Below are 20,527 nucleotides of genomic sequence, written 5' to 3' on the forward strand. Positions count from 1 at the left end.
TGATAAGTATGAATGGAATAAATTCATTGAGAAGCAAAACATATGATGATAAAGTGAAAATAAAAATGGAGAATTTAACTAAGAAGTTTAAAGTAAAAAAGGATGAAGTAGTTGCATTTCAAAATGTGGACTTAAAAATAAGTGAAGGAGAATTCTGGTGTTTCGTTGGTCCTAGTGGATGCGGGAAGACAACTCTGCTTAGAGTACTTGCAGGGCTTGAAATGCCAACATCAGGTGTATTAGAGATCGCTCACAATAATAAAAGTAACCCACTAAATTCTATGGTTTTTCAAGAACATGCGGTTTTCCCATGGATGAACGTTTGGGATAATATAGCCTATGGCTTAAAAAATAGAAGATTGCCATCAAATAAAATTAAGGAAGTAGTAGATGAATTCATAATAAAAACTGGGCTAGAGAAATTTACAAAGGCATTTCCGCATCAATTATCTGGCGGCATGAAACAGAGAGTAAGTATTGCTAGGGCTTTTGCCAATGATCCGGAGATACTGCTTATGGATGAGCCTTTTGCATCCTTAGATGAGCAAAATCGCATTATTTTACAACAAGAATTGCTTCAAATATGGGAAAGCAATAGAAAAACTGTTGTATTTATTACTCATAGCATAGATGAAGCAATTTTTTTATCTGACCATATTATGCTTATGTCTGGACATCCCGGCGGAGTAAAAGATGTATTTGAGGTAAATATACCTAGACCTAGGGATATGTCAGAAATGAGAAAAAAGCCAGAGTTTAATGAACTTTTTATAAAGATATGGTCACAGCTGAAAGATGAAGTAAAAAGGTAGAAAAGTCAATACTTAAGGGGACGTATTATATTCGCCCCCTTATTTAATTTCGCAAGAAAATCATGTATTAATAGTTAAGGTATTGAATAATATTTTAAATATACATTAATATTAAGAAATTCTTTATTTTGTTTATTGCAGAAAAGCTATATTTATGTTATAAACTATTAGTGGGTATTTAAATAAATAAAATTTTATTAAAGTAATGTCTTCATATTTTGAAGTCTTAATTTATAGAACTTTAGATAACGTATACATATTATCAAATTGGGGGGATGATTATGCTAATCTATATGTTTATTTTTTTTGCTAAAATTATTGAAGTTTCACTTATGACTATAAGAACTGTTCTTATAACAAGAGGAGAAAAACTTTATGGCTCACTGATAGGATTTATTGAAGTATCTATATGGCTTTATGTAATAGGCAAGGTGCTTGTAAATATTGATAAAGATCCTATTAAGATGGTAGTATATGCATTAGGTTTTACTTGTGGAAACTATATTGGATGTATACTGGAGGAAAAACTTGCATTAGGAATAGTAACTATAAATTTAATTTCCTCTGAAGAAGATGGTAAAAAGTTAGCAGAGCTGCTAAGGGATCAGCAGGTTGGTGTTACTGTGGTAGAAGCTGAAGGATTAAAAGAAGATAAAAAGATGCTTATAGCCCATGTTAAAAGAAAGAGAAAGAATGAAATTTTAAGAATTATAGAAAACTCTGATATAAAAGCTGTAATTTCAATAGTTGATACTAAAACTGTGTACGGAGGCTATGGAATTAAAAAATAATTTTAAAACAATTATAAAGTTTGTTAAAGTTTTACACGAAAACTATAATTAGTAATTTAACATAAGAATAATTAGTTTTAAAATTACTTTTATTTGAAACTATGATAAAGGAGAAATATCTTAACATGGGAGTATTAATAGTTGATGATTCCAAATTTATGAGGAATATAATAATAGGAATATTTAATAAGCATAATATAGAAATCGCAGGGGAAGCGGGAAATGGTAAGGAAGCAATAATTAAATATCAAAGTTTAATACCAGATGTAGTTACAATGGATCTAACTATGGCTGAAATGAATGGTTTAGAAGCTGTAAAGGAAATAATGAAAATAGATTCTAAAGCATATATAATTGTGTGTTCAGCTATGGGGCAGCAGGCAATTGTAAGGGAAGCAATTGATGCAGGGGCTAGAGGATTTATAGTAAAGCCTTTTGATGAAGATGATTTAGTAATTGAAGTAAAAAAAGCATTAAAAGCAAGAAATAAAAAATAAGAAGGCTGCGTATTATGCGCAGTCTTCATCATTAAAAAGCGGTTTTTGTGCTTTAAAATTTAAATTTCTCATTTTACAAAAAACATTATGACAATGTTCACAACTATGGTCTTTTTCATTGTATGCTATTTGTGAGTCAGCACCATATATATAAGACATTGATTTTGCAGGATACAACATACAATCATTAACAACTCTTATACTATGAATATCATCGTTTTTAAACATATCTACAATTTCTTTTTGATATTCTAAATCAATTTCACCGTCACCAGGAGCAATTTTACAGGTAAGCCCTAACCCAAGATCATGTGAATCTGCACATATTTCATTAAATAAGTCAGAACTCACGTGAAATAAGTATGAGCTTGCCATAGTATCTAATAGAATTGCTTCAAAAAATTTTCCTTCTTCGAAAAGACTTTCAACTTTTTTGCAAGATTCATCTCCTATTGTTACGAGACAAGATACTATATTATTGCATTTCTTTAAAGAATCTAAATCTAAGTTATTCGGTTTTTTATCTATTTTATACATTCCTAAAGGAGTAGAATTTTCTATAAGGTAGTAGAATAAATCATCATACATTTTGCTTAATTCCTCGTACGGAGGTGTCTGGCAGTAAGATTGAACTGTTTCTATAATCTTCTCTTTATTTAATTTTATTTTGAAATCAGATACTATTTTCATTGGCCCCACCTCGTATTTATACAAAATTTTATTTATAAATATATTATAATAGAACTTAAAGAAAATTGCAAGTTATATAGCTAATTATTTCAAAAAATATTAAAAAGTATTGGATTAAAAGCCATTTTTAGTGCCAATAAGGTTCAAAATGGACCTTATCTTGCAAAAATCATGATTTTAAAAGCTCTATGCCAATTGTAAAAATTCATAAGTATTCATAGTTGTAAAAGATTTTTGTATACAAAAATCTTTTATTTAGTTAGAAGATGTGCAATAATAGTTAGGGGGATTAATAAGGAGATGATAGACATGGTTATAGTAAATGCACTAGGAAGTGTTCTAAGTATTGTGGCTATGATTACTGTAGGATATATATTAACCTCAAAAGGTTGGTTGGATGAAAAAACATCAAAGGTCTTTTCAAAATTAGTATGTAATATATCCCTCCCGTGCCTTATGATATCTGATTTGATGGGAAACTTTGATAGAAACAAATTAAATAATTTAGGTAAAGGTTTGATTATTCCTTTCCTTTCCATAGCATTATGCTATTTGTTAGCAATAATTGTATCTAAAATTATTAAAGTTGATAAACATAAAGTTGGAACTTTTAGATCTATGTTTTTTGTATCTAATTCTATATTCATAGGGCTTCCTGTAAATCTTGCATTATTTGGATCCAAAAGTATTCCGTATGTTTTACTCTATTATATTGCTAACACCAGCTTTTTCTGGACAATTGGAGCTTATGGCATAAGTACGGATGGACAGTCTAAAAAAAGTAGTATATTTTCGAAAGAAACCTTTAAAAGAATAGTATCCCCACCGTTAATGGGCTTTGTGGTAGCCATAATGCTTATAATGTTAAATATTCAGATTCCAAAGTTCATTATGGATACTTGTAAATATTTTGGTAATTTAACAACACCTTTATCTATGCTATTTATTGGTATAACAATATACTCTGTAGATATAAGCGAAATAAAAATGGATATAGATATGATAGCTATACTTTTTGGAAGATTTCTTATATCACCTATATTGGTCTTTATTATGGCTCATTACTTCCCAATACCGGAGCTCATGAAGAAAGTTTTTGTTGTACAAGCTGCTATGCCTGTAATGACTAATACAGCAATAGTTGCAAGAACTTATGGTGCCGATCATAAATATGCAACAGTAATGACAGTAGTAACTACTGTATCAAGTTTAATATTTATACCAATATATATGGCACTATTAGGATAGTGCCAATTTTAAAAAGCTAATTCTAATTAAACTCATGGAAGAGTATAATTAGAATTAGCTTTTTCATGTTTATATATTTATTTGAATATTGTTAGAAATTACACTTTTAATTTTATTCTTTATGTACTGATTTCTATAAATAATGTCAGAATTGAATTTGCATTTATTAACTATTGCCATAAAGGTTATACTTTTATTTGATCTTAACAAACTAGCAACAGCTCTATCTATTTTTTGATTTATAACGTGTATTTCTTTATAATGTACCATTTTATGCAACATATAATTTCTTAACTCAGGATACTGTCTTATGACAAAACGTGTTATACCTGATTTTTCTGCAACCACGGCAAATACCAATCTTTCTTTATTATAAATCATATTTTGTATGACATTATCGATATCATTTTTATACTCATCTATATCTTTATAAAAGGTTTTCGTAGTATTTAAACAGTTTTCCATGTTTAATCTCCTTATTCGACGATATTTACACTATAATAATATAACATTATAGTAATATTGTAAATTTATATATTTTTGAAAATAGACATTTATGTCTAATTATGACAATTTACATATGTTATATCATATTAAAAAGGCTGGTAAGCCAGCCTTTTCAATATGATTCATTTCATTTTAGTTTGGAGTTTAATAAGATGATTTAATATATGCGACCTTTGTTCTGGAGTTAGCCTATCCATATATATAATACAGCGGAAGCATTTTCTATTGAGTTTATTTTTATATATAAATAGTTTTATTTTTCATCAACAATATTCTTGGCAGTTGAAGTCCATTGGTTATCGTTAGCAGTTTTATCTTTTTTATTTGTAGAGTTTGACTCTTCAAGAGATTTTTCTGGTAATGAAGTCCATTGGTTATCAGTGCTAGTTTTAGATTTTTTATCCATTATAAAATCCTCCTTTCATCTGCAACTATATTTTTGGCTAAATAAAGCAATTAATTCTATGAAATATTTTCATAATATATTTTGCCATTGGAAGATAATGCAGCAAAAGCCACTTTATTTATATTTCTAATTCCTTTTTTGTTTAGTTCATTATAGAGCCAATTCTCATCTTTATGAAGGTTTATTAGACTTTTTTTTATAATTTTACCGTCTAAAATGAGTTCAATTGCTAAACTTTCATAGCTAACCGGCATGCTAATATCCCGATGGGTTAGTGGACGGTTTTGTGGTTTTAGCTGAATACTTAGCTTACCGCTAGGTTCAAGGATAGCTAGTTTAACCTGATTTATATCAAAGATCTTTTCTTGTCTCAATTGCTGACTTAGATATTCATAAGAGAAATTTAAGCTGGCTAAATTATTTTCCAAAACCTTTCCATTTTTAATTAAAATAGTTGGCTCACCAGCAAAAAACTACGGATACACTTGTATTTAAAAGATAAATAAGATATTGCCATTACTATTAGTGGTATAAGTATCATACAAAGAATAAAATTTAAAATATGCACCTTTAAATTAAAAGCTAGGTTGCCTGCTACTGTTCCAAGAGTAGCTGCAGCAACATAATCAAAATATGTTAGTTTAGATAAAGTTCTTTTATTTAAAAATCTGGTAGAGCCTAGAAGCATTATTAGAGCTAAAAATACTCTCAAAATTATTTCAAAAGGTTCAAACAAGGAATGTCACCTCCAAAGCTGTGTTCTGTTTGTAAGGTATATGTAATTTACAAAGCATAAATTTTGTTCATGTTTCTATTATCTACTAGAAACTTAAATTTAATTCTTTCGCTAGTATGATTGTTTTCAGAATTACACTCAAATAATTCCATATATATTTATTTTTACTATAAAGGCTGTATTTTTAGATTTTTTAATGGTAACATGTAGGTTATAATTTATTTATGTTTGCAGGAGGAACTATAATTGAAGTCAGAATATGAAGTAAAGAGAGTAACAAAATTGTATGACAGCTGTGATAAGTGTGGTCTTCCAACAATAAATTGTATATGTAATAAAGTAACTAAGATAAAGTCTCAATCAAAAATTTTAGTTTTATCAACAGAAAGAGAATTTTATAGACCATCGAATACCGCAAGACTATTGAAGTTAATAAATCCAGATTCCACTGAAATTTTTCTTTGGGAGAGAACAAAAATTCCAGAAAGATTGATTGAATACATAAATGATGATAGGTATTCAACTTTTTTATTATTTCCAGCAGAAGATGAGGAATCAAAGAAAAGAAAAATAAAATATCTTGATACTGATAAAATTCCTGCTTTTATTATTATAGATGGAACATGGAAAGAGGCCAGAAAAATATTTAGAAAAAGTAACTATTTAAAAGAGCTGCCTATAATATCATTAGAGCTAAATTATAAATCTGAGTTCGATATAAGAAAAGGAGCTGATGAAGGGAATCTATGTACAGCAGAAACCGCTATAGAAGTACTTAGATTAAACGGAGAAACTGAAAATTCCTTGGCCATTAAAGATTTATATAAATTATTTTTAAGAAGCTTTAAAGCAGGCATAGGCGGACACAAACTAAGAGAATAAACTGGTAAATTTTTAAAGAGGAGGGAGTTTTCTACCCCCTCAAAAGTTGTGGTTTTAATATATTGCTTAACTCAGAGAATGGGATTCGCATAACTGGTATTTCCGATGCTACTGGAGCAATTTCATTAAATCTAAAGAATATAACTAAGTTATTATTATCTAAGTAATATGGTTGATCTTCTGCAATGCTCTTAAATTGTTTGGCGGAACCTGAAGGGTATAGTTGTTTATTTTCATTAATCTTTTGAATGATTAGTTTATTTAGTGTATCTTTGTAGTTTACACCTTGCTTAAATAAGCTTTTAAGAGGCATGGATTCTCCAGAGGTAAGATCATAATTATAAGTAGTTCTTATATGACTACTTCTCCCGTCAATATACTGCTGATAAATTATTGAAGTGCTTAAAATATTATTTTTATTATAGGTTACTAAATAAGTATTTGAAATCTCAAAAGGGGTAAAAGGTTTGCCTTGTTTTATCAAATTCTTACTATATTCATTTGCAGCAGCCTCCATCTGACTTTTAAATTCTAATATATCACTTTTTATATTGTCATTTATATGTTGAAGAACCCTAGGATTAATTTTACCTTGAAATACAGGTATTTGAAGGGACTCGTGTATATTGCTGGTTTCACTTGAGATATTCTTAGTGCTTACTGTTAAAGCATTTTCATTAGATGCAGTACGACTACTCACATAACAAGAACTATATTCTTGAAAAGGACAAAATGCATGATATGGCTTAAAAGGGCATAGCATAGTATATACCTCCTTCATATTCTATAGGGGTAAAGAATTGGAAATTAGCTTATATTCTTATATATAAGTTAACTTTCCAGCTAGTTTCCCTACACTTATTAGAATATGTTAGTATATTCAAAAAGTTACACTTATAGGATGATAGGAACCGTTTAGTTCTAGTAGGATCATATGCAGATTTATAGTATAACGTTGATATTGAATCAAAAGCAATATATGGATATAAAGACTATTGTTTTAATTTATATTACACATATAAATTCAGTAGTTGAGTACACTATCTATCTATAAGGACTTAATATAAAAGGCTATATAGAATAATATAGATTTGGAGTGTAAAAGCATGAATAGCTATAAAGAAAATAATAAATTGAACAGAGCACACATTATTTTACTAATAATATTTTTTGTAGCACTAATTTTATCTGCTATTAAGCCTAAAAGTTATTTTACATGGATTTTAGAGGCTTTTCCAATATTTATAGGAATTTTAATATTAATATTTACTTATAAAAAGTTCCAATTTACAACTTTTGTTTATGCACTCATTTTAATTCAAATAATCTTAATACTAATTGGAGCACATTACACTTATGGTGATGTACCATTGTTTAATTGGATAAAGAAAGCATATGGCTTAAATAGAAACCATTATGATAGGTTTGGACACTTTTTTCAAGGTTTTATAACTGCGTTTATTGTAAGAGAACTATTTATAAGAAAGCTGAAGCTTAAGAAAGGTATAATATTATCTATTTTAGTTGTTTGTATTTGCTTATCAATAAGTGCTTTTTATGAATTAATGGAATGGGGAATAGCTTTAATAGTAGGAGAAAGAGCTAATGATTTTTTAGGATTCCAAGGTGATATATGGGATACACAATGGGATATGTTTTGGGCGCTAATAGGTTCTATAATCTCTGTATCTAATTTTTATAAAATTCATGACAGGTATATAGATAGACTAGAAAAGCATTACTAGGGAAAACTCTGTTATCAATTAGGACGTTGAAAATCAGTTTCAATAATAAATTAATTAATAAATCTATTATTTTTGCAATAAAGGTTATGTTTTCATATTTGAAACGTAACCTTTTCTTATAATGCAAATTAATACTTTAATATAATTTTCAAATTAAAAATATAAAAGGTTTTAGAAATTCTATGTAGAATATTTAAATAACGTATGTTTATAATAATGCAACGTTTTAACTATTAATTCATTATCATGTTGTACTTTGCCGATTGCTACAGTGTTTATGGTTTGTATTTATAAATTTCAGTACGATAATGAATAATAAAACAGTTGACTTTGGGAAAACATGGTAATAAAATATGCTTATGAATCACTGCTTCGAAAAAACTATTACATTATGAATTCAGCACTGGAGGAAAGCAAATGTATAAAAAGTTTATATCCTATATGGTTCTATTGTTTGCTATATCATTTTTATCGGTATATATATTAATGAATTATACAATAGTTCAAAATGGCAATAGAAATACTATTTTAGATAGAATACTCCCAAAGCAAAAAGAGCAAGAGCGAGATACAAATCAAGAATTTGACCCATTAAAGGAACAAATTAATGCAATGACTTTAGATGAGAAGATCGGTCAGATGTTGATGGTTGGAGTAGATGGATATACTTTAGACAGCAATTCAAGAAAGATGATTGAGGAATATAAAGTTGGTGGATTTATTATACTAGGACAAAATGTTCAAAGTACTAATCAATTATTAAATCTTGTGAATTCCCTTAAAGCAGCTAATTTGAAAAATAAAATACCTATATTTGTATCTGTTGATGAAGAAGGTGGAAGAGTAGATCGAATGCCACAAGAATTAAGAAGATATCCAACTAATAGAGAAGTTGGCCAAATTAATAATAGCAATTTATCCTATAGTATAGGAAATGTGATGGCGGAAGAACTTAAATCCTTTGGTTTTAATATGAACTTTGCTCCGGTACTGGATATAAATAGTAATCCTAACAACTCGGTAATAGGAAACAGATCCTTTGGTTCAACATCCAAGATTGTAGGTAAGTTAGGAGTCGAAACAATGAAAGGCCTTCAATCAGGAAACGTTATATCAGTGGTAAAACACTTTCCAGGGCATGGAGACACATCAGTAGACTCTCATATTGAGTTACCTACAGTGTCTAATGATTTAAATAGACTTAAAAACTTTGAGTTTATTCCATTTGATGAGGCCATAAAAAATAAAGCTGATGCAGTAATGGTATCACATATTTTATTATCTAAAATAGATTCTTCAAATCCAGCTTCATTTTCAAAGGCTGTAATTACTGATATATTAAGAAAGCAGTTAAACTTTAATGGAGTAGTAATTACAGATGACATGGCAATGGGAGCAATAGTTAAAAATTATAATATAGGAGAAGTATCGGTGAAGTCTGTGGAAGCAGGAAGTGATATAATTTTAGTATCACATAGTTATGAGAATGAAGTTATGGTTATAAATGCCCTAAGGAATGCAGTGGGAAATGGGGTTATCACAAAAGAGAGAATTGATGAGAGCGTGTATAGAATATTAAAACTAAAGCAGAAATATGAATTAAAGGATAAAGCCATAAACTCGATAGATGTTGATAAAATAAATGAGAAAATTAATACAGTTTTAAATAATTACTAGTTAAGCATAATTATTTATGTTTAATCAGTAATTTATTAAGTTTAAAAAGTAACTGCTAGCAATTATTCGTAAGCTGGTAGTTACTTTTTAATTTACTATAAAAAAGTTCAAATAATAATTGTTTTACATACAAATAATAACACAGTAGACATTAAATAAATAATATTAGCTTACTATAAAGTAAAAATCCAAAAAAGATAAAAGGAGTGAAATTAAATGGCAGATAACTATTCCATAGCATTAGGATCTCCTGATGAGAAAATAAATCCATTTCATCCTGCATGGAATAAATATGGAGGATATTTTAGTCTAAATGATTTTGCTTTAGATTTTACATTAGAAGCCATAGTAAATAATCAGAAGAGCAAAGTGGCACTATCTGATTATAAAGGAAAATGGGTAATACTTTTCTTTTATAGCTCAAATTTTTCTTTTGTGTGACCTACTGAATTAGCGGCAGTTGCTGAACAACATGACAAATTTATAAATTTAAATTCAGAGGTTTTGGCTATAAGCACAGATAGCATCCTTTCTCATAAGATGTTTATTCAAACTTCACCTTCAGCAAGTAAGATAAACTATCCATTACTATCCGATAGAAATTTTGAGATATCCAAAAAATTTGGAGTTTTCGATGAAAATGGCGGTTATGCTTATAGGGCTACATTTATAATAGATACAGTGGGTGCAATAAAAAGCTATTTAGTATATCCGGATTCAGTAGGAAGAAATATTGACGAATTGCTAAGGCTTTTAGAAGGTCTTCAGTATAATCAAAAGACTAACTTAGGAGTACAGAGTGGATGGAAGCCTGGAGATGTAGGAATAGAAGTTGGATGGGAACATATTGGCAAGTATTAGTGATATTCATCGTTAAGTCAAAGACTTAGGATGCATATCCATAAAACATTAATAGTAAAATATTACCTGGGTAATGTTGTAATTAATTAATTAAATAGATTAAAAATTTTTAAGAAATTGCTGTAAAAACGTGATTAATTTACTTTATTAATTTTTTTAATTAAGTTACAATAGAAGTGGATTTAAGTAAGGTTTTGAAATCTAACAGAAAGAAAGGTGTTTATACTATGAAGTCTAATAAATTATTTCTAGATAATGAAAAAAACGAAGAGCAAGAGAAGCAAAGTTGGATTTCAAGAATAGCAAATGGCAAAAAAGCTACTAAAAAAACTAGCTACGGGCACTGTAATGCCTATTCTTCTGTAGTTTGCTTAAAATGTGATAAGTGCTGGGGATATAACAATAAGAGTTATCAGCAGTCAAATGAATAATAATTTTTCTTTGGTAATACAGAGAGATAAGAAGCAAGAGGATAAATATAACCTCTTGCTTTTTTATCTTATTTTCAAATTTTTAAAATACTGCACTCATAATATACATATACAACAAACTTTTAAAATATATATATCATAAAGAAATTGTAATTAAGGAGATGCAGTATGAAAAAAATTTTAAGTGTACTTATACCCTGTGCTATTGTTTTCTTAGCAGTTCTTTTGCTTAAAAAATATTATTATAATCAGCCAATAACCCAAAACATAATTGTTAAGAATGAAAACTTAAATTACAAAACGAGATATAAGGGATTAAAAGATGCCGTAGATTTTGCTATTGATCAAAATGGAAATTATTACATAGCTTATAGGGACAAGATTCAACTTATTAAAAATAGTGGACAAAGCTACGATGTTTTAAAAAAAACTGACTTTAATATATCTAGCATAGAGTATTTTGGAAATAAGCTATATTTTTCATCAGATACAAAACTATATTGTTATGATTTATTAAGCAAAAACTTGACAGAAGCAATAAAAGATCTTCCAAACTACGGAGATTATAGGAATAGTTTGATAAAAATTAAGGGAGATTATATGTATATAACAATTGGTGCTGTAACTAATTCAGGTGTAGTAGGAGAGGACAACAAATGGATAAAAGATGCCCCTTATATTCATGATATAACTCCTAAGGATATAACATTAAAAGGGTTAGATTTTGGCAAAGATAAAACAGGTGCATTTCAAAGTTACAGAACAAAAAGTATAAAGGGACAGATAATACCTGAGCACTTTCCAGGAAATGCATCCGTTATAATATATAATTTAAAAACTGGTAATAGTGAGACTTTTGCTTGGGGAATAAGAAATATAACAGGAATGGATTTCACAAATGAAGGAAAATTAATAGCAGCAGTAGGAGGAATAGAAAATAGAGGCTCTAGGCCAATTAAAGGCGATTGCGACTATTTGTATGAAATAAAAAAGGGTGTGTGGTATGGATGGCCGGACTACAGTGGAGGGGATCCTGTAACTTCGCCCAGATTTAAAGGAGGGGTAAATGGTCTCCAATTTATTCTTGAAAATCATCCGACAACAAATCCGCCAGCACCTATATATCAACATAAAAATTTAAGTTCTATGAACTCTGTTGCTATAGATTGTGCTGGTGTACTAGGAGAAAAAAATTGTATATATTTTTACGATAAGTTAAATAATGAATTATATGGATTTAATGGAACAGGATCTATAAAAGAAGAAGCGAAATTTAATGAAAGTACTAAAATTTCAAGCTTAAAATTTTCAGGAAAGAGCTTATTAGTTCTTGACGGAAGTTCTGGTTATTTATATAGTATAGAAAAAGGGATAGTTAACAAGGGTTTGAATATAAGTAATGAGTTTTATGCATATCTTTTATGCATAACTGTAGTTGGAATAGTAGCTGCTTTAAAATTAATGAAAAGTTCGAACTAAGGAAAATTATAAAGTAAAATTTACGAGGAGATAGATGTAAAAATGAGGAGAAAATTAGAACATACCTATGGAAAAACATTAAGAGGACTATTTTTCGCAGTAAATCCTCTTAAAAAGAAAATATTGAAAACTCATTGTACTGTTCATAAATTCATAATAATGCAGGCTGTTGAAATACTTAAAAATGATGGGTATGAAAAGCAGTATGATTTCTTTAAGCAGCATATAAATGCTTTAAATACTGGTGTAGCTTGGGCTGATCAGGATTTTAAAAGCTCCAATCATTTTTATCATGTAAGCAAAGGAAAAGGTTTATATGGTTTTTCAGATGCTTTAACAGAATGTAGAAACTATTATAATAAATCTATGGCTTATATGAATACAGGAGATGTTAATAGAGCTTTATTTTATTTTGGAGCCTCCTGTCATCTGGTTCAGGATGCCACAGTGCCACAACATGTAAATAATAAACTCTTAAAAAGTCATAGAAAGTTTGAATTATGGATTATAAGTAGACTTCTTACTGATTATTCTTTTATAGCTAAAGAAGGAGCTGTAATTTATGATACTATAGAAGAATTCATAAAAAATAATGCTATCATGGCAAACAGCACCTATATGAAAAATATATCTATTGAATCTCGTGATGAAAAGTACGGTAAAATAGCAACAATGATATTAAAAGAAGCTCAGCGCACTACTGCTGGTTTCATGGTTAGATATTATAATGAATTAAAAAATAATGAAATTCTTCCTTAAAATGGAGGAATTTCTTTTTTTATGAAGAAAATATATATTTATATATTCATGCTATTTTAAACAAAAGTATTAATAATAGAGGTAGGTGATACGTATTGAAAAAAGACATATTCATAAATATGGAGAGAGAGACATTTAGAGGGAATATATTAGATATTGGCCTAGAAAACCATGGTATATTTTATAATATATATAAGCAATATAATGATGATGTAAATGTAGAGTATCTTAGTGGAAAAGAAGGGAAGGAGAAGATAAGTGAAGATTTTTATGACAACTGTATACTATTCTTTTCTTTCAGCAGTATATGGTTTAAGAAAAGAAAGAAAAACTTTATATCTGATATACACAGATATTTAAATAAAGATGGGATGTTATATATATGGGATATTGATAAAGGCTATGGAAAACTGTTTAATGGGCGTTTAAAGGTTGTTATACCCGAAAGTAGAATGAGACAAATAAATGTGAAAGAGTTAAATATATTTAAAAATATTTCAAAGAAGAATACAATTAAGTTACTAGAAGGCTACTTTGATATACTAGATTCTAAATCTTCCGATGGCATATATTATATAAAGGCAAAGAAAAAAGTCCAATTAAAAAAGAAGGATAGTGACAAAACTACCGAAGAAGGTATTGATGTGAAAAATGAGAGTAGTGTTAACAGTGCTTAATTCTCAAGAGATACTTCAAGAAAATAATCATTGCATCTTTGACTTGTTATTTTCTTTCAGATGCCTAAAATAATTGATTTAAAGGCTTTCAATAATGTATACTATATAAAGTGCTTAAGGAACAATAATATTTCTAGAAAGCAAGGAAGGAAATCGAAAGGAAGTGCAGGAATGAAAGTAGTATTAACAGCGCTTGATTCAAAATTTATCCATAGTAATTTAGCGGTAAGGTATTTGAAAGCCTATACAAAAGATTTAAATTATGAGTGTGTTATAAAAGAATTTACTGTGAATGATAGGTTAGAAAAATTATTAGAAGAAATTATATCAGAACATCCCGATGTATTGGCTTTTTCTTGTTATATATGGAATATAGAAATGGTTAAGGCACTGGCAAGATTAGTGAAGCTTGTAAATCCTAAAATAGAAATACTCTATGGAGGACCTGAGGTTTCTTATGATAGTGAAAGCTTTTTAAGTGAAAATCCTGGTGAATATGTAATATGTGGAGAAGGTGAAGAAACATATTATGAATTCATAAACTGGCTGCTTTGGAAAAAGGAAAACAAAATATCTGAAGAGAAAGCAAATGATAAACTGAAAACCATAAAAGGATTAAGTTTTAAAATAGGTGAAAAGGTGCAATTTAATGGCGAAAGATCTCTAATGGATATAAGCAGAATAGTTTTCCCATATACATTAGAGGATAATCTTGAAAATAGAATAGTATATTTTGAATCTTCTCGTGGGTGTCCATTTAAGTGTAAATACTGCTTATCTTCAACAATACATAATGTTAGATTTTTGAATGTAGATAGAGTAAAGAAAGAGTTAAAATTCTTAGTAGATAAGGGAGCTAAGCTTATTAAATTTGTTGATAGAACTTTTAATTGCAATGCTAAATTTGCCACTGAAATATGGGAGTTTTTAATAAGCTTAGACACAGAGGCGACTTTTCATTTCGAAATTTCAGCAGATATACTAACGAGCGAGCAAATAAAGCTTTTAGCGACAGCACCAAAGGGAAGAATTCAGTTTGAGGTAGGAGTTCAGACTACAAATAATGAAGTTCTTAGAAATATAAATAGGTATGTAAATTTTGAGGATATAAAAGAAAAGGTTGATGAATTAGAAAAAATCAGAAATATAAAGCAACATCTTGATTTAATTGCAGGGCTTCCTGGAGAGGATTTTTATTCTTTTAAAAAGTCCTTTAATGATGTTTATTCTATTAATCCTGAAGAAATTCAGCTTGGATTTTTAAAGCTTCTAAAAGGATCAGACATGAGAGCTGAGGCTAAAAAATGGGGAATGGTATATTCACCTTACCCGCCTTATGAAATTTTAAGCACAAAAGATATAAGCTATGAAGAGCTGCTTATTTTAAAAAAAGTTGAAGAAGTAGTAGATAAATATTATAATTCTAGAAAATTCGATAATATATTAAAATACTTTATGCCTAAGTTTGCAAATGCTTTTGATTTTTATCAATCATTAGGGGAGTTCCTTCATAGTAAAGGATATTTAAATAGGAATATATCATCTGCAGATTATTATAAGGTATTCGTTGAATTCAATGAGGAAAAGTTCAATGAGAGCACTGAAAATCTAAAGGAAATAATAAAATATGACTATCTTAAATTTAATAAAAAGAAATGGATACCTGAATTTCTAAATAGAGAAAGAATTAAGGAAGAAGAGCGAAAAATTAAGGAATTAATCAAAAATGGAGAAATTAAAGCATCAGATAGTTATCATGCTGAAAAGTTTTTTATTGATGTAGAGTTGTTTATAAAAACTGGTGAACTAAGAGAAATTGAATGTTATGTGATATTTGATCCGAAAAATAATAATGAATTTAAGCAGATAACTAAGATATAGTCTTCTAATCTTGTATTTTTTCTATTCAATAATGAGGAGGCTGAAATGAAAAATATTTTTAAAGGAACTAAGGGAAAAATCATCTCTATTTTAATTATTATATGTTTATACTTTTTCATACCATTTATTAGAACTAATGTAAACCAGGCAATTTCTGTATTAAAAACTGTTGATGTTAACGCAGCTAGGGAATACATCCTTAGTTTTGGTATATGGGCTCCAGTGGTTTCCTTTTTATTAATGATACTACAATCAGTAGTTGCACCACTTCCAGCATTTATTATAACTTTTGCCAATGCAGGGCTTTTTGGATGGGTTAAGGGAGCAATATTATCATGGTCAAGCGCTATGGCTGGAGCCGCATTATGCTATTATATTGCAAGACTTTTAGGGAGAGATGTAGTGGAAAAACTTACAAGTAGAACGGCTTTAGAAAAGATTGATGAGTTTTTTGAAAGATACGGTAAATATGCAGTTTTAATTGCTAGGTTATTACCATTTATATCCTTTGATATAGTTAGCTATGCTGCAGGTTTGACATCTATGAGCTTTTGGTCATTTTTTATAGCTACTGGTGTTGGACAATTGCCAGCTACCATTGTTTATTCTTATATAGGCGGTATGTTGACAGGTACAGTAAAAACTTTTGTAATTGGTCTTTTAATGTTATTCGCTCTTAGTACCCTAATTGTTTTAATTAAAAAAATGTGGAATGATAAGAAAAAGAGTAATAAGATTAATATTTAATAAAAGCTTGAAAAATTCAGGAAAGTTATTTTCCTGGATTTTTTATATCCTTAACAAACCTCTTTAATATTCTTATTTCTATAAGAAAAGCATTTGTAATCTAACCTTGCTATGTTGTTGTGCTTGATGAATAAATAAAATGAATGTATAATTAATGGGTAAATATAGTTTAAAAGGAGGTAGTTTTAAAACCTGAGTTGCAAAATAATTTAGCTTTATAGACAATAAACAGGTTTTAAGAAATATTTATGGCAGTTAGAGAAATAATACAATTTGGAGATAAAACATTAACACGAGTAAGTAGAAGAATTGGAAAAATAGATGAAGAGGTATTAAGTCTTGCACAGGATTTAAAAGATACTTTATACAGTACCGATGGTGTAGGACTAGCTGCTCCTCAGATAGGCGTATTAAAGAGAGCTATACTTATAGATCTTAGGGATGGAAGTGAGCCTATAATACTATTAAATCCTAAAATAATTAAGAAGATAGGAAGAATAGAGGACATAGAGGGCTGTTTAAGTTATCCAGGATATGAGGGACCAGTAGTAAGACCTAGAAGAGTAATAGTTACAGGGGTAACGCTAAAGGGAGAAGAAGTAGAGTATACTGCTGATGGGTTCTTAGCAAGAGCCTTCTGTCATGAAATTGATCACTTAGATGGAATTATATATACAGACAAATGTAAGAAAGTATACAAAATCGAAGAAGCAGAAGAATAATTATAGGGCTGCAAGGCCGAAAGTTAACTTTCGGCCAAGTAACCCTATATTTTTTTATTCTCATACTAAAGGTATTTAACGGAAATACCTTTAGAACCGAGTACTGTTCCTACAAATGGAAGTTTTAGCTTTCTGTAAATTAATATATCTTCTTCTAATATAAGTCCTTTTTCTATGAATATATTTATACCTTCATACTCATAGCAATCGTAATTTTTAGTAGGTTCAAAACCTTTCAGAACCTCAATCCAGAGGCTTTTAATTGGCATTTCGCATCATCCACCAGATGCAGAAATAAGTTTAACTACAATACTTCCTTCCTTTTGCTTTGCATATTCAAGAGCTTTTTCCTCAATTGTAATCATAAAAACACCTCCATACCTATCTGGGGTATAACTGAATTCTAGTACATATACTATACTTTGTCAATATAAAAACTACATATAGATCTATAAATGTAAGTTATTTAAAAGATAGATGAATATATTTTAAATATGTGAGGTATGGTTATCATAATATAGGATAATCATGCCTTATTTATTTAAAATATAACTGCAGGTTATTTGGCAGAATTGACATATTTTTAGCTTAATTATACAATAAGGTTTTGATACAAGATTGGAGGGATTGTATTGTGTCTTTAAACTGTGAACAAATGGATCTAGAAAGAAGAGCCCTTAAAGAAACTAGAGAATGGATTAATGAAGAAATTGAAAAAATTCAACAGGATGATAAACAATTAAGAAGTAAAATAGATGATTTAAGAAAAGAATCAAAAGGGAAATATAGTGAGGAGCTGGAAACTAAAGAAAAACTTTATGCAATAACTCATAAAAATCTTCAAAAATATCACGAATCGCAAGATCAACCTTACTTTGGAAGGATAGACTTTAGGGAATATAGACGAGAAAAAGAAGCTTTTTACATAGGAAAGTTTGGATTAGGAGACTTAGAAAATGGAGAAGAGAAGGTAATAGATTGGAGATCGCCTATAGCAGATCTATATTATAGTGGTACCTTTGGAGAATCCTTCTATAGAGCGCCTATGGGAGTAATAAGTGGGGACCTCAGTCTGAAAAGAAAGTTTCTTGTAAAGAATTGTGAACTGATAGATGCCTTTGATGAAGGGATAAATGAAATAATTTTGAAGTCCTCCAACGAAGAAGGAAATGCATTAATAGATGAGTATTTGAGAATAAATTTGGAACAAAGTGTAAGCAGCAAATTGAAAGATGTTGTAGCTACAATACAGAAGGAGCAAAATGATATTATAAGAGCTGAAAAAAATAATGCTCTTATAGTTCAGGGTTCTGCTGGCTCAGGAAAAACTACAGTAGCACTACATCGACTAGCATATTTATTATATAAGTATAAGGAGAAACTTAGTGGTGAGGATATACTAGTCATAGCGCCAAATAAGTTATTTCTAGATTACATATCTGATGTGCTGCCTGACCTTGGGGTGGATAACGTAAAGCAGAATACTTTTGAAGGGATTGCTCTTGATGTGTTAGGAATAAAAAGCAAGGTATATTCTAAAGATAAAAAGCTTTCAGAAATACTCGAAGGAAAGAATGAGGAGGATTCCAAACTCATTATAAACAGCAGTAAATTAAGAGGTACCATTGACTTTAAAGGATTGATAGATAGATATATAGGATATATGGAAGCGAAGGATTTAGAAATAGAAGATATAAAAGTTGAACATTATACTTTATTCGAAAAGGAAGAAATACAGAGACTTTATGCAAAAGATATGATGCATTTGTCATTGAATAAGAGAAAAGATGAAATAAAGAGATATTTTAACTTAAAAATAGATGAGAAAATAAAGGCTATTCTTGATAAAATTGATTTTTCATATGAGTACCAAATATCTAGAGTAAAAAGAACTATGGAAGACAGTGCAGATAGACGAAAGAAACTTATCAAATTATACGATGAGAGAGATAATAAAAAAGATGAAATAAAAATAAAATCAAGAAAAGGCTTTGATGATTATTTTAACGAGTGGAAGCAAGTAGATACAAGAAAAATATATATAAATTTTTTAAATAATGAAGATGTTTTTAAAGAAGTATCAGCTGGAAAAATACCTGAAGCTTTAGCAAATAACATGAGAGAGGAACTAAACAACAATTATGAAAAAGGAATAATTGATAGTGACGATTTAGCTGCTATGCTGTACCTAAAAATTAAAATAGAAGGTGTCCCAGAAAAATTTAAATATAAGCACATAGTTATTGATGAAGCTCAAGATTACAGTATTTTTCAGATTACTGTACTAAAAGAGCTAGTGGAGAATAAATCTTTGACTATTGTTGGAGATGTAGGGCAAGGAATTTATTACTATAAAGGTATTGAGAATTGGGAAAAGCTCATAAATGAAGTCTTCAACGCTGAAGCTGCATACGTCCAGCTTACACAAAGTTATCGATCAACTGTAGAAATAATGGAGTTTGCAAATAAAGTGCTTTCAAAACAAAAAAACAAAATCAAACCTGCAATACCTGTGTTACGGCATGGTAAGGTTCCAGAAGTTATAGAATTTAAAACTAACAAAGAATTTTGTGAAAATATAGATGAGATAGTTAAGGAAGTAGAAAGTATTAATAAAAACAGCGTTGCAATCATAGGCAGAACTTATGAAGAGTGCAAGAAGATTAAGGAACATATGAAGAAATACAGCAAATTTGACTGGGATTTAATTAAAGATACGGATAAAAACTTGAAGCTTAAGAAAATAATAATACCATCTTATATGACTAAAGGACTAGAGTTTGATTGCAGTATACTGTATAATTGCAATGAAGAGAATTATAGTGATAAGGAATTAGACAAAAAGATATTATATGTAGCTTTAACGAGAGCTCTTCACTTAGAATACGTATTTTACAATGGTAAAAAGTCAAAACTAATAGAATAACATAGGCATATTGTTCATTAAAAGATACTTTTTCATACTAATTTAATAGAGAA

General features: G+C 29.1%; 23 protein-coding genes. 16 read left to right on the top strand and 7 right to left on the bottom strand.

All coding sequences use genetic code 11. The features are described 5' to 3' along the window. The first annotated feature begins 8 nt into the window (after nt 1-8). From RCG18_RS21855 to RCG18_RS21865, 3 genes are all read left to right on the top strand, one after another. Entirely contained in the window at nt 9-812 is an 804-nt protein-coding gene (locus tag RCG18_RS21855) for an ABC transporter ATP-binding protein (RefSeq protein WP_308038114.1), read from the top strand. A 281-nt stretch (nt 813-1,093) separates the two neighbouring features. Beyond that, nucleotides 1,094-1,603 carry a DUF2179 domain-containing protein gene (locus RCG18_RS21860; protein WP_374118960.1) on the top strand — a complete coding sequence of 170 codons (510 nt, stop codon included), beginning with the start codon at nt 1,094-1,096 and terminating at the stop codon, nt 1,601-1,603. 125 nt (nt 1,604-1,728) lie between these two features. Further along, a complete protein-coding gene (locus RCG18_RS21865; protein WP_308038115.1) occupies nt 1,729-2,100 on the top strand; it encodes a response regulator in 372 nt (123 codons plus the stop codon). 12 nt (nt 2,101-2,112) lie between these two features. Here the strand turns inward: RCG18_RS21865 and RCG18_RS21870 are convergent, their stop codons facing one another. Further along, nucleotides 2,113-2,790, bottom strand: coding sequence for a 5-methyltetrahydrofolate--homocysteine methyltransferase (locus RCG18_RS21870; protein WP_308038116.1), 678 nt, complete (start codon nt 2,788-2,790; stop codon nt 2,113-2,115). Between the two features lie 309 nt (nt 2,791-3,099). Between RCG18_RS21870 and RCG18_RS21875 the strand changes: the two genes are divergently transcribed. Next, on the top strand, nt 3,100-4,038 hold the full coding sequence (locus RCG18_RS21875) for an AEC family transporter (protein ID WP_308042078.1): 939 nt from the start codon (nt 3,100-3,102) through the stop codon (nt 4,036-4,038). A 69-nt stretch (nt 4,039-4,107) separates the two neighbouring features. On the opposite strand, the gene RCG18_RS21880 is transcribed toward RCG18_RS21875, so the two are convergent. From RCG18_RS21880 to RCG18_RS21895, 4 genes are all read right to left on the bottom strand, one after another. Further along, nucleotides 4,108-4,503 carry a hypothetical protein gene (locus tag RCG18_RS21880; RefSeq protein WP_308038117.1) on the bottom strand — a complete coding sequence of 132 codons (396 nt, stop codon included), beginning with the start codon at nt 4,501-4,503 and terminating at the stop codon, nt 4,108-4,110. Nucleotides 4,504-4,798: 295 nt separating this feature from the next. Further along, complete coding sequence (locus tag RCG18_RS21885) at nt 4,799-4,951, bottom strand: hypothetical protein (protein ID WP_308038118.1); 153 nt, start codon at nt 4,949-4,951, stop codon at nt 4,799-4,801. A gap of 56 nt (nt 4,952-5,007) precedes the next feature. Next, nucleotides 5,008-5,379 carry a DUF421 domain-containing protein gene (locus RCG18_RS21890; protein WP_308038119.1) on the bottom strand — a complete coding sequence of 124 codons (372 nt, stop codon included), beginning with the start codon at nt 5,377-5,379 and terminating at the stop codon, nt 5,008-5,010. Nucleotides 5,380-5,396: 17 nt separating this feature from the next. Continuing rightward, nucleotides 5,397-5,687: a hypothetical protein gene (locus RCG18_RS21895; protein ID WP_308038120.1), complete on the bottom strand. Its 291-nt coding sequence runs from the start codon at nt 5,685-5,687 to the stop codon at nt 5,397-5,399. 246 nt (nt 5,688-5,933) lie between these two features. Between RCG18_RS21895 and RCG18_RS21900 the strand changes: the two genes are divergently transcribed. Beyond that, complete coding sequence (locus tag RCG18_RS21900; protein ID WP_308038121.1) at nt 5,934-6,569, top strand: DTW domain-containing protein; 636 nt, start codon at nt 5,934-5,936, stop codon at nt 6,567-6,569. Nucleotides 6,570-6,600: 31 nt separating this feature from the next. Here RCG18_RS21900 and RCG18_RS21905 read toward each other — a convergent pair whose 3' ends face one another. Next, nucleotides 6,601-7,332, bottom strand: coding sequence for a DUF4163 domain-containing protein (locus RCG18_RS21905; protein WP_308038122.1), 732 nt, complete (start codon nt 7,330-7,332; stop codon nt 6,601-6,603). Nucleotides 7,333-7,675: 343 nt separating this feature from the next. Here RCG18_RS21905 and RCG18_RS21910 point away from each other — a divergent pair, with 343 nt between their 5' ends. From RCG18_RS21910 to def, 10 genes are all read left to right on the top strand, one after another. After that, the gene (locus RCG18_RS21910) at nt 7,676-8,314 is read left to right on the top strand and encodes a DUF2238 domain-containing protein (protein WP_308038123.1); all 639 of its coding nucleotides are present in this window, start codon (nt 7,676-7,678) and stop codon (nt 8,312-8,314) included. Between the two features lie 417 nt (nt 8,315-8,731). Next, on the top strand, nt 8,732-9,991 hold the full coding sequence (nagZ, locus tag RCG18_RS21915) for a beta-N-acetylhexosaminidase (protein WP_308038124.1): 1,260 nt from the start codon (nt 8,732-8,734) through the stop codon (nt 9,989-9,991). Nucleotides 9,992-10,252: 261 nt separating this feature from the next. Then, entirely contained in the window at nt 10,253-10,852 is a 600-nt protein-coding gene (locus RCG18_RS21920) for a peroxiredoxin (protein ID WP_374119160.1), read from the top strand. Between the two features lie 227 nt (nt 10,853-11,079). Next, a complete protein-coding gene (locus RCG18_RS21925; protein WP_308038126.1) occupies nt 11,080-11,283 on the top strand; it encodes a hypothetical protein in 204 nt (67 codons plus the stop codon). Between the two features lie 168 nt (nt 11,284-11,451). Then, on the top strand, nt 11,452-12,762 hold the full coding sequence (locus RCG18_RS21930) for a hypothetical protein (protein WP_308038127.1): 1,311 nt from the start codon (nt 11,452-11,454) through the stop codon (nt 12,760-12,762). Between the two features lie 42 nt (nt 12,763-12,804). Further along, nucleotides 12,805-13,521, top strand: coding sequence for a zinc dependent phospholipase C family protein (locus RCG18_RS21935; protein ID WP_308038128.1), 717 nt, complete (start codon nt 12,805-12,807; stop codon nt 13,519-13,521). 119 nt (nt 13,522-13,640) lie between these two features. After that, nucleotides 13,641-14,198 carry a class I SAM-dependent methyltransferase gene (locus tag RCG18_RS21940; RefSeq protein WP_374119161.1) on the top strand — a complete coding sequence of 186 codons (558 nt, stop codon included), beginning with the start codon at nt 13,641-13,643 and terminating at the stop codon, nt 14,196-14,198. A gap of 171 nt (nt 14,199-14,369) precedes the next feature. Then, nucleotides 14,370-16,079, top strand: a complete 1,710-nt coding sequence (locus RCG18_RS21945; RefSeq protein ID WP_308038130.1) for a DUF4080 domain-containing protein — start codon at nt 14,370-14,372, stop codon at nt 16,077-16,079. 45 nt (nt 16,080-16,124) lie between these two features. Continuing rightward, nucleotides 16,125-16,826, top strand: coding sequence for a TVP38/TMEM64 family protein (locus RCG18_RS21950; protein WP_308038131.1), 702 nt, complete (start codon nt 16,125-16,127; stop codon nt 16,824-16,826). A gap of 248 nt (nt 16,827-17,074) precedes the next feature. After that, on the top strand, nt 17,075-17,548 hold the full coding sequence (gene def / locus RCG18_RS21955) for a peptide deformylase (protein WP_308038132.1): 474 nt from the start codon (nt 17,075-17,077) through the stop codon (nt 17,546-17,548). 65 nt (nt 17,549-17,613) lie between these two features. Here the strand turns inward: def and RCG18_RS21960 are convergent, their stop codons facing one another. Then, nucleotides 17,614-17,817 (bottom strand): hypothetical protein, encoded by a 204-nt coding sequence (locus RCG18_RS21960; RefSeq protein ID WP_308038133.1) that lies wholly within the window; start codon nt 17,815-17,817, stop codon nt 17,614-17,616. Between the two features lie 365 nt (nt 17,818-18,182). Between RCG18_RS21960 and helD the strand changes: the two genes are divergently transcribed. Then, nucleotides 18,183-20,474, top strand: coding sequence for an RNA polymerase recycling motor HelD (gene helD, locus RCG18_RS21965; protein ID WP_308038134.1), 2,292 nt, complete (start codon nt 18,183-18,185; stop codon nt 20,472-20,474). Nucleotides 20,475-20,527: the final 53 nt, after the last annotated feature.

It is taken from the genome of Clostridium sp. OS1-26, assembly GCF_030915445.1.
Lineage (GTDB): Bacteria > Bacillota > Clostridia > Clostridiales > Clostridiaceae > Clostridium_AM.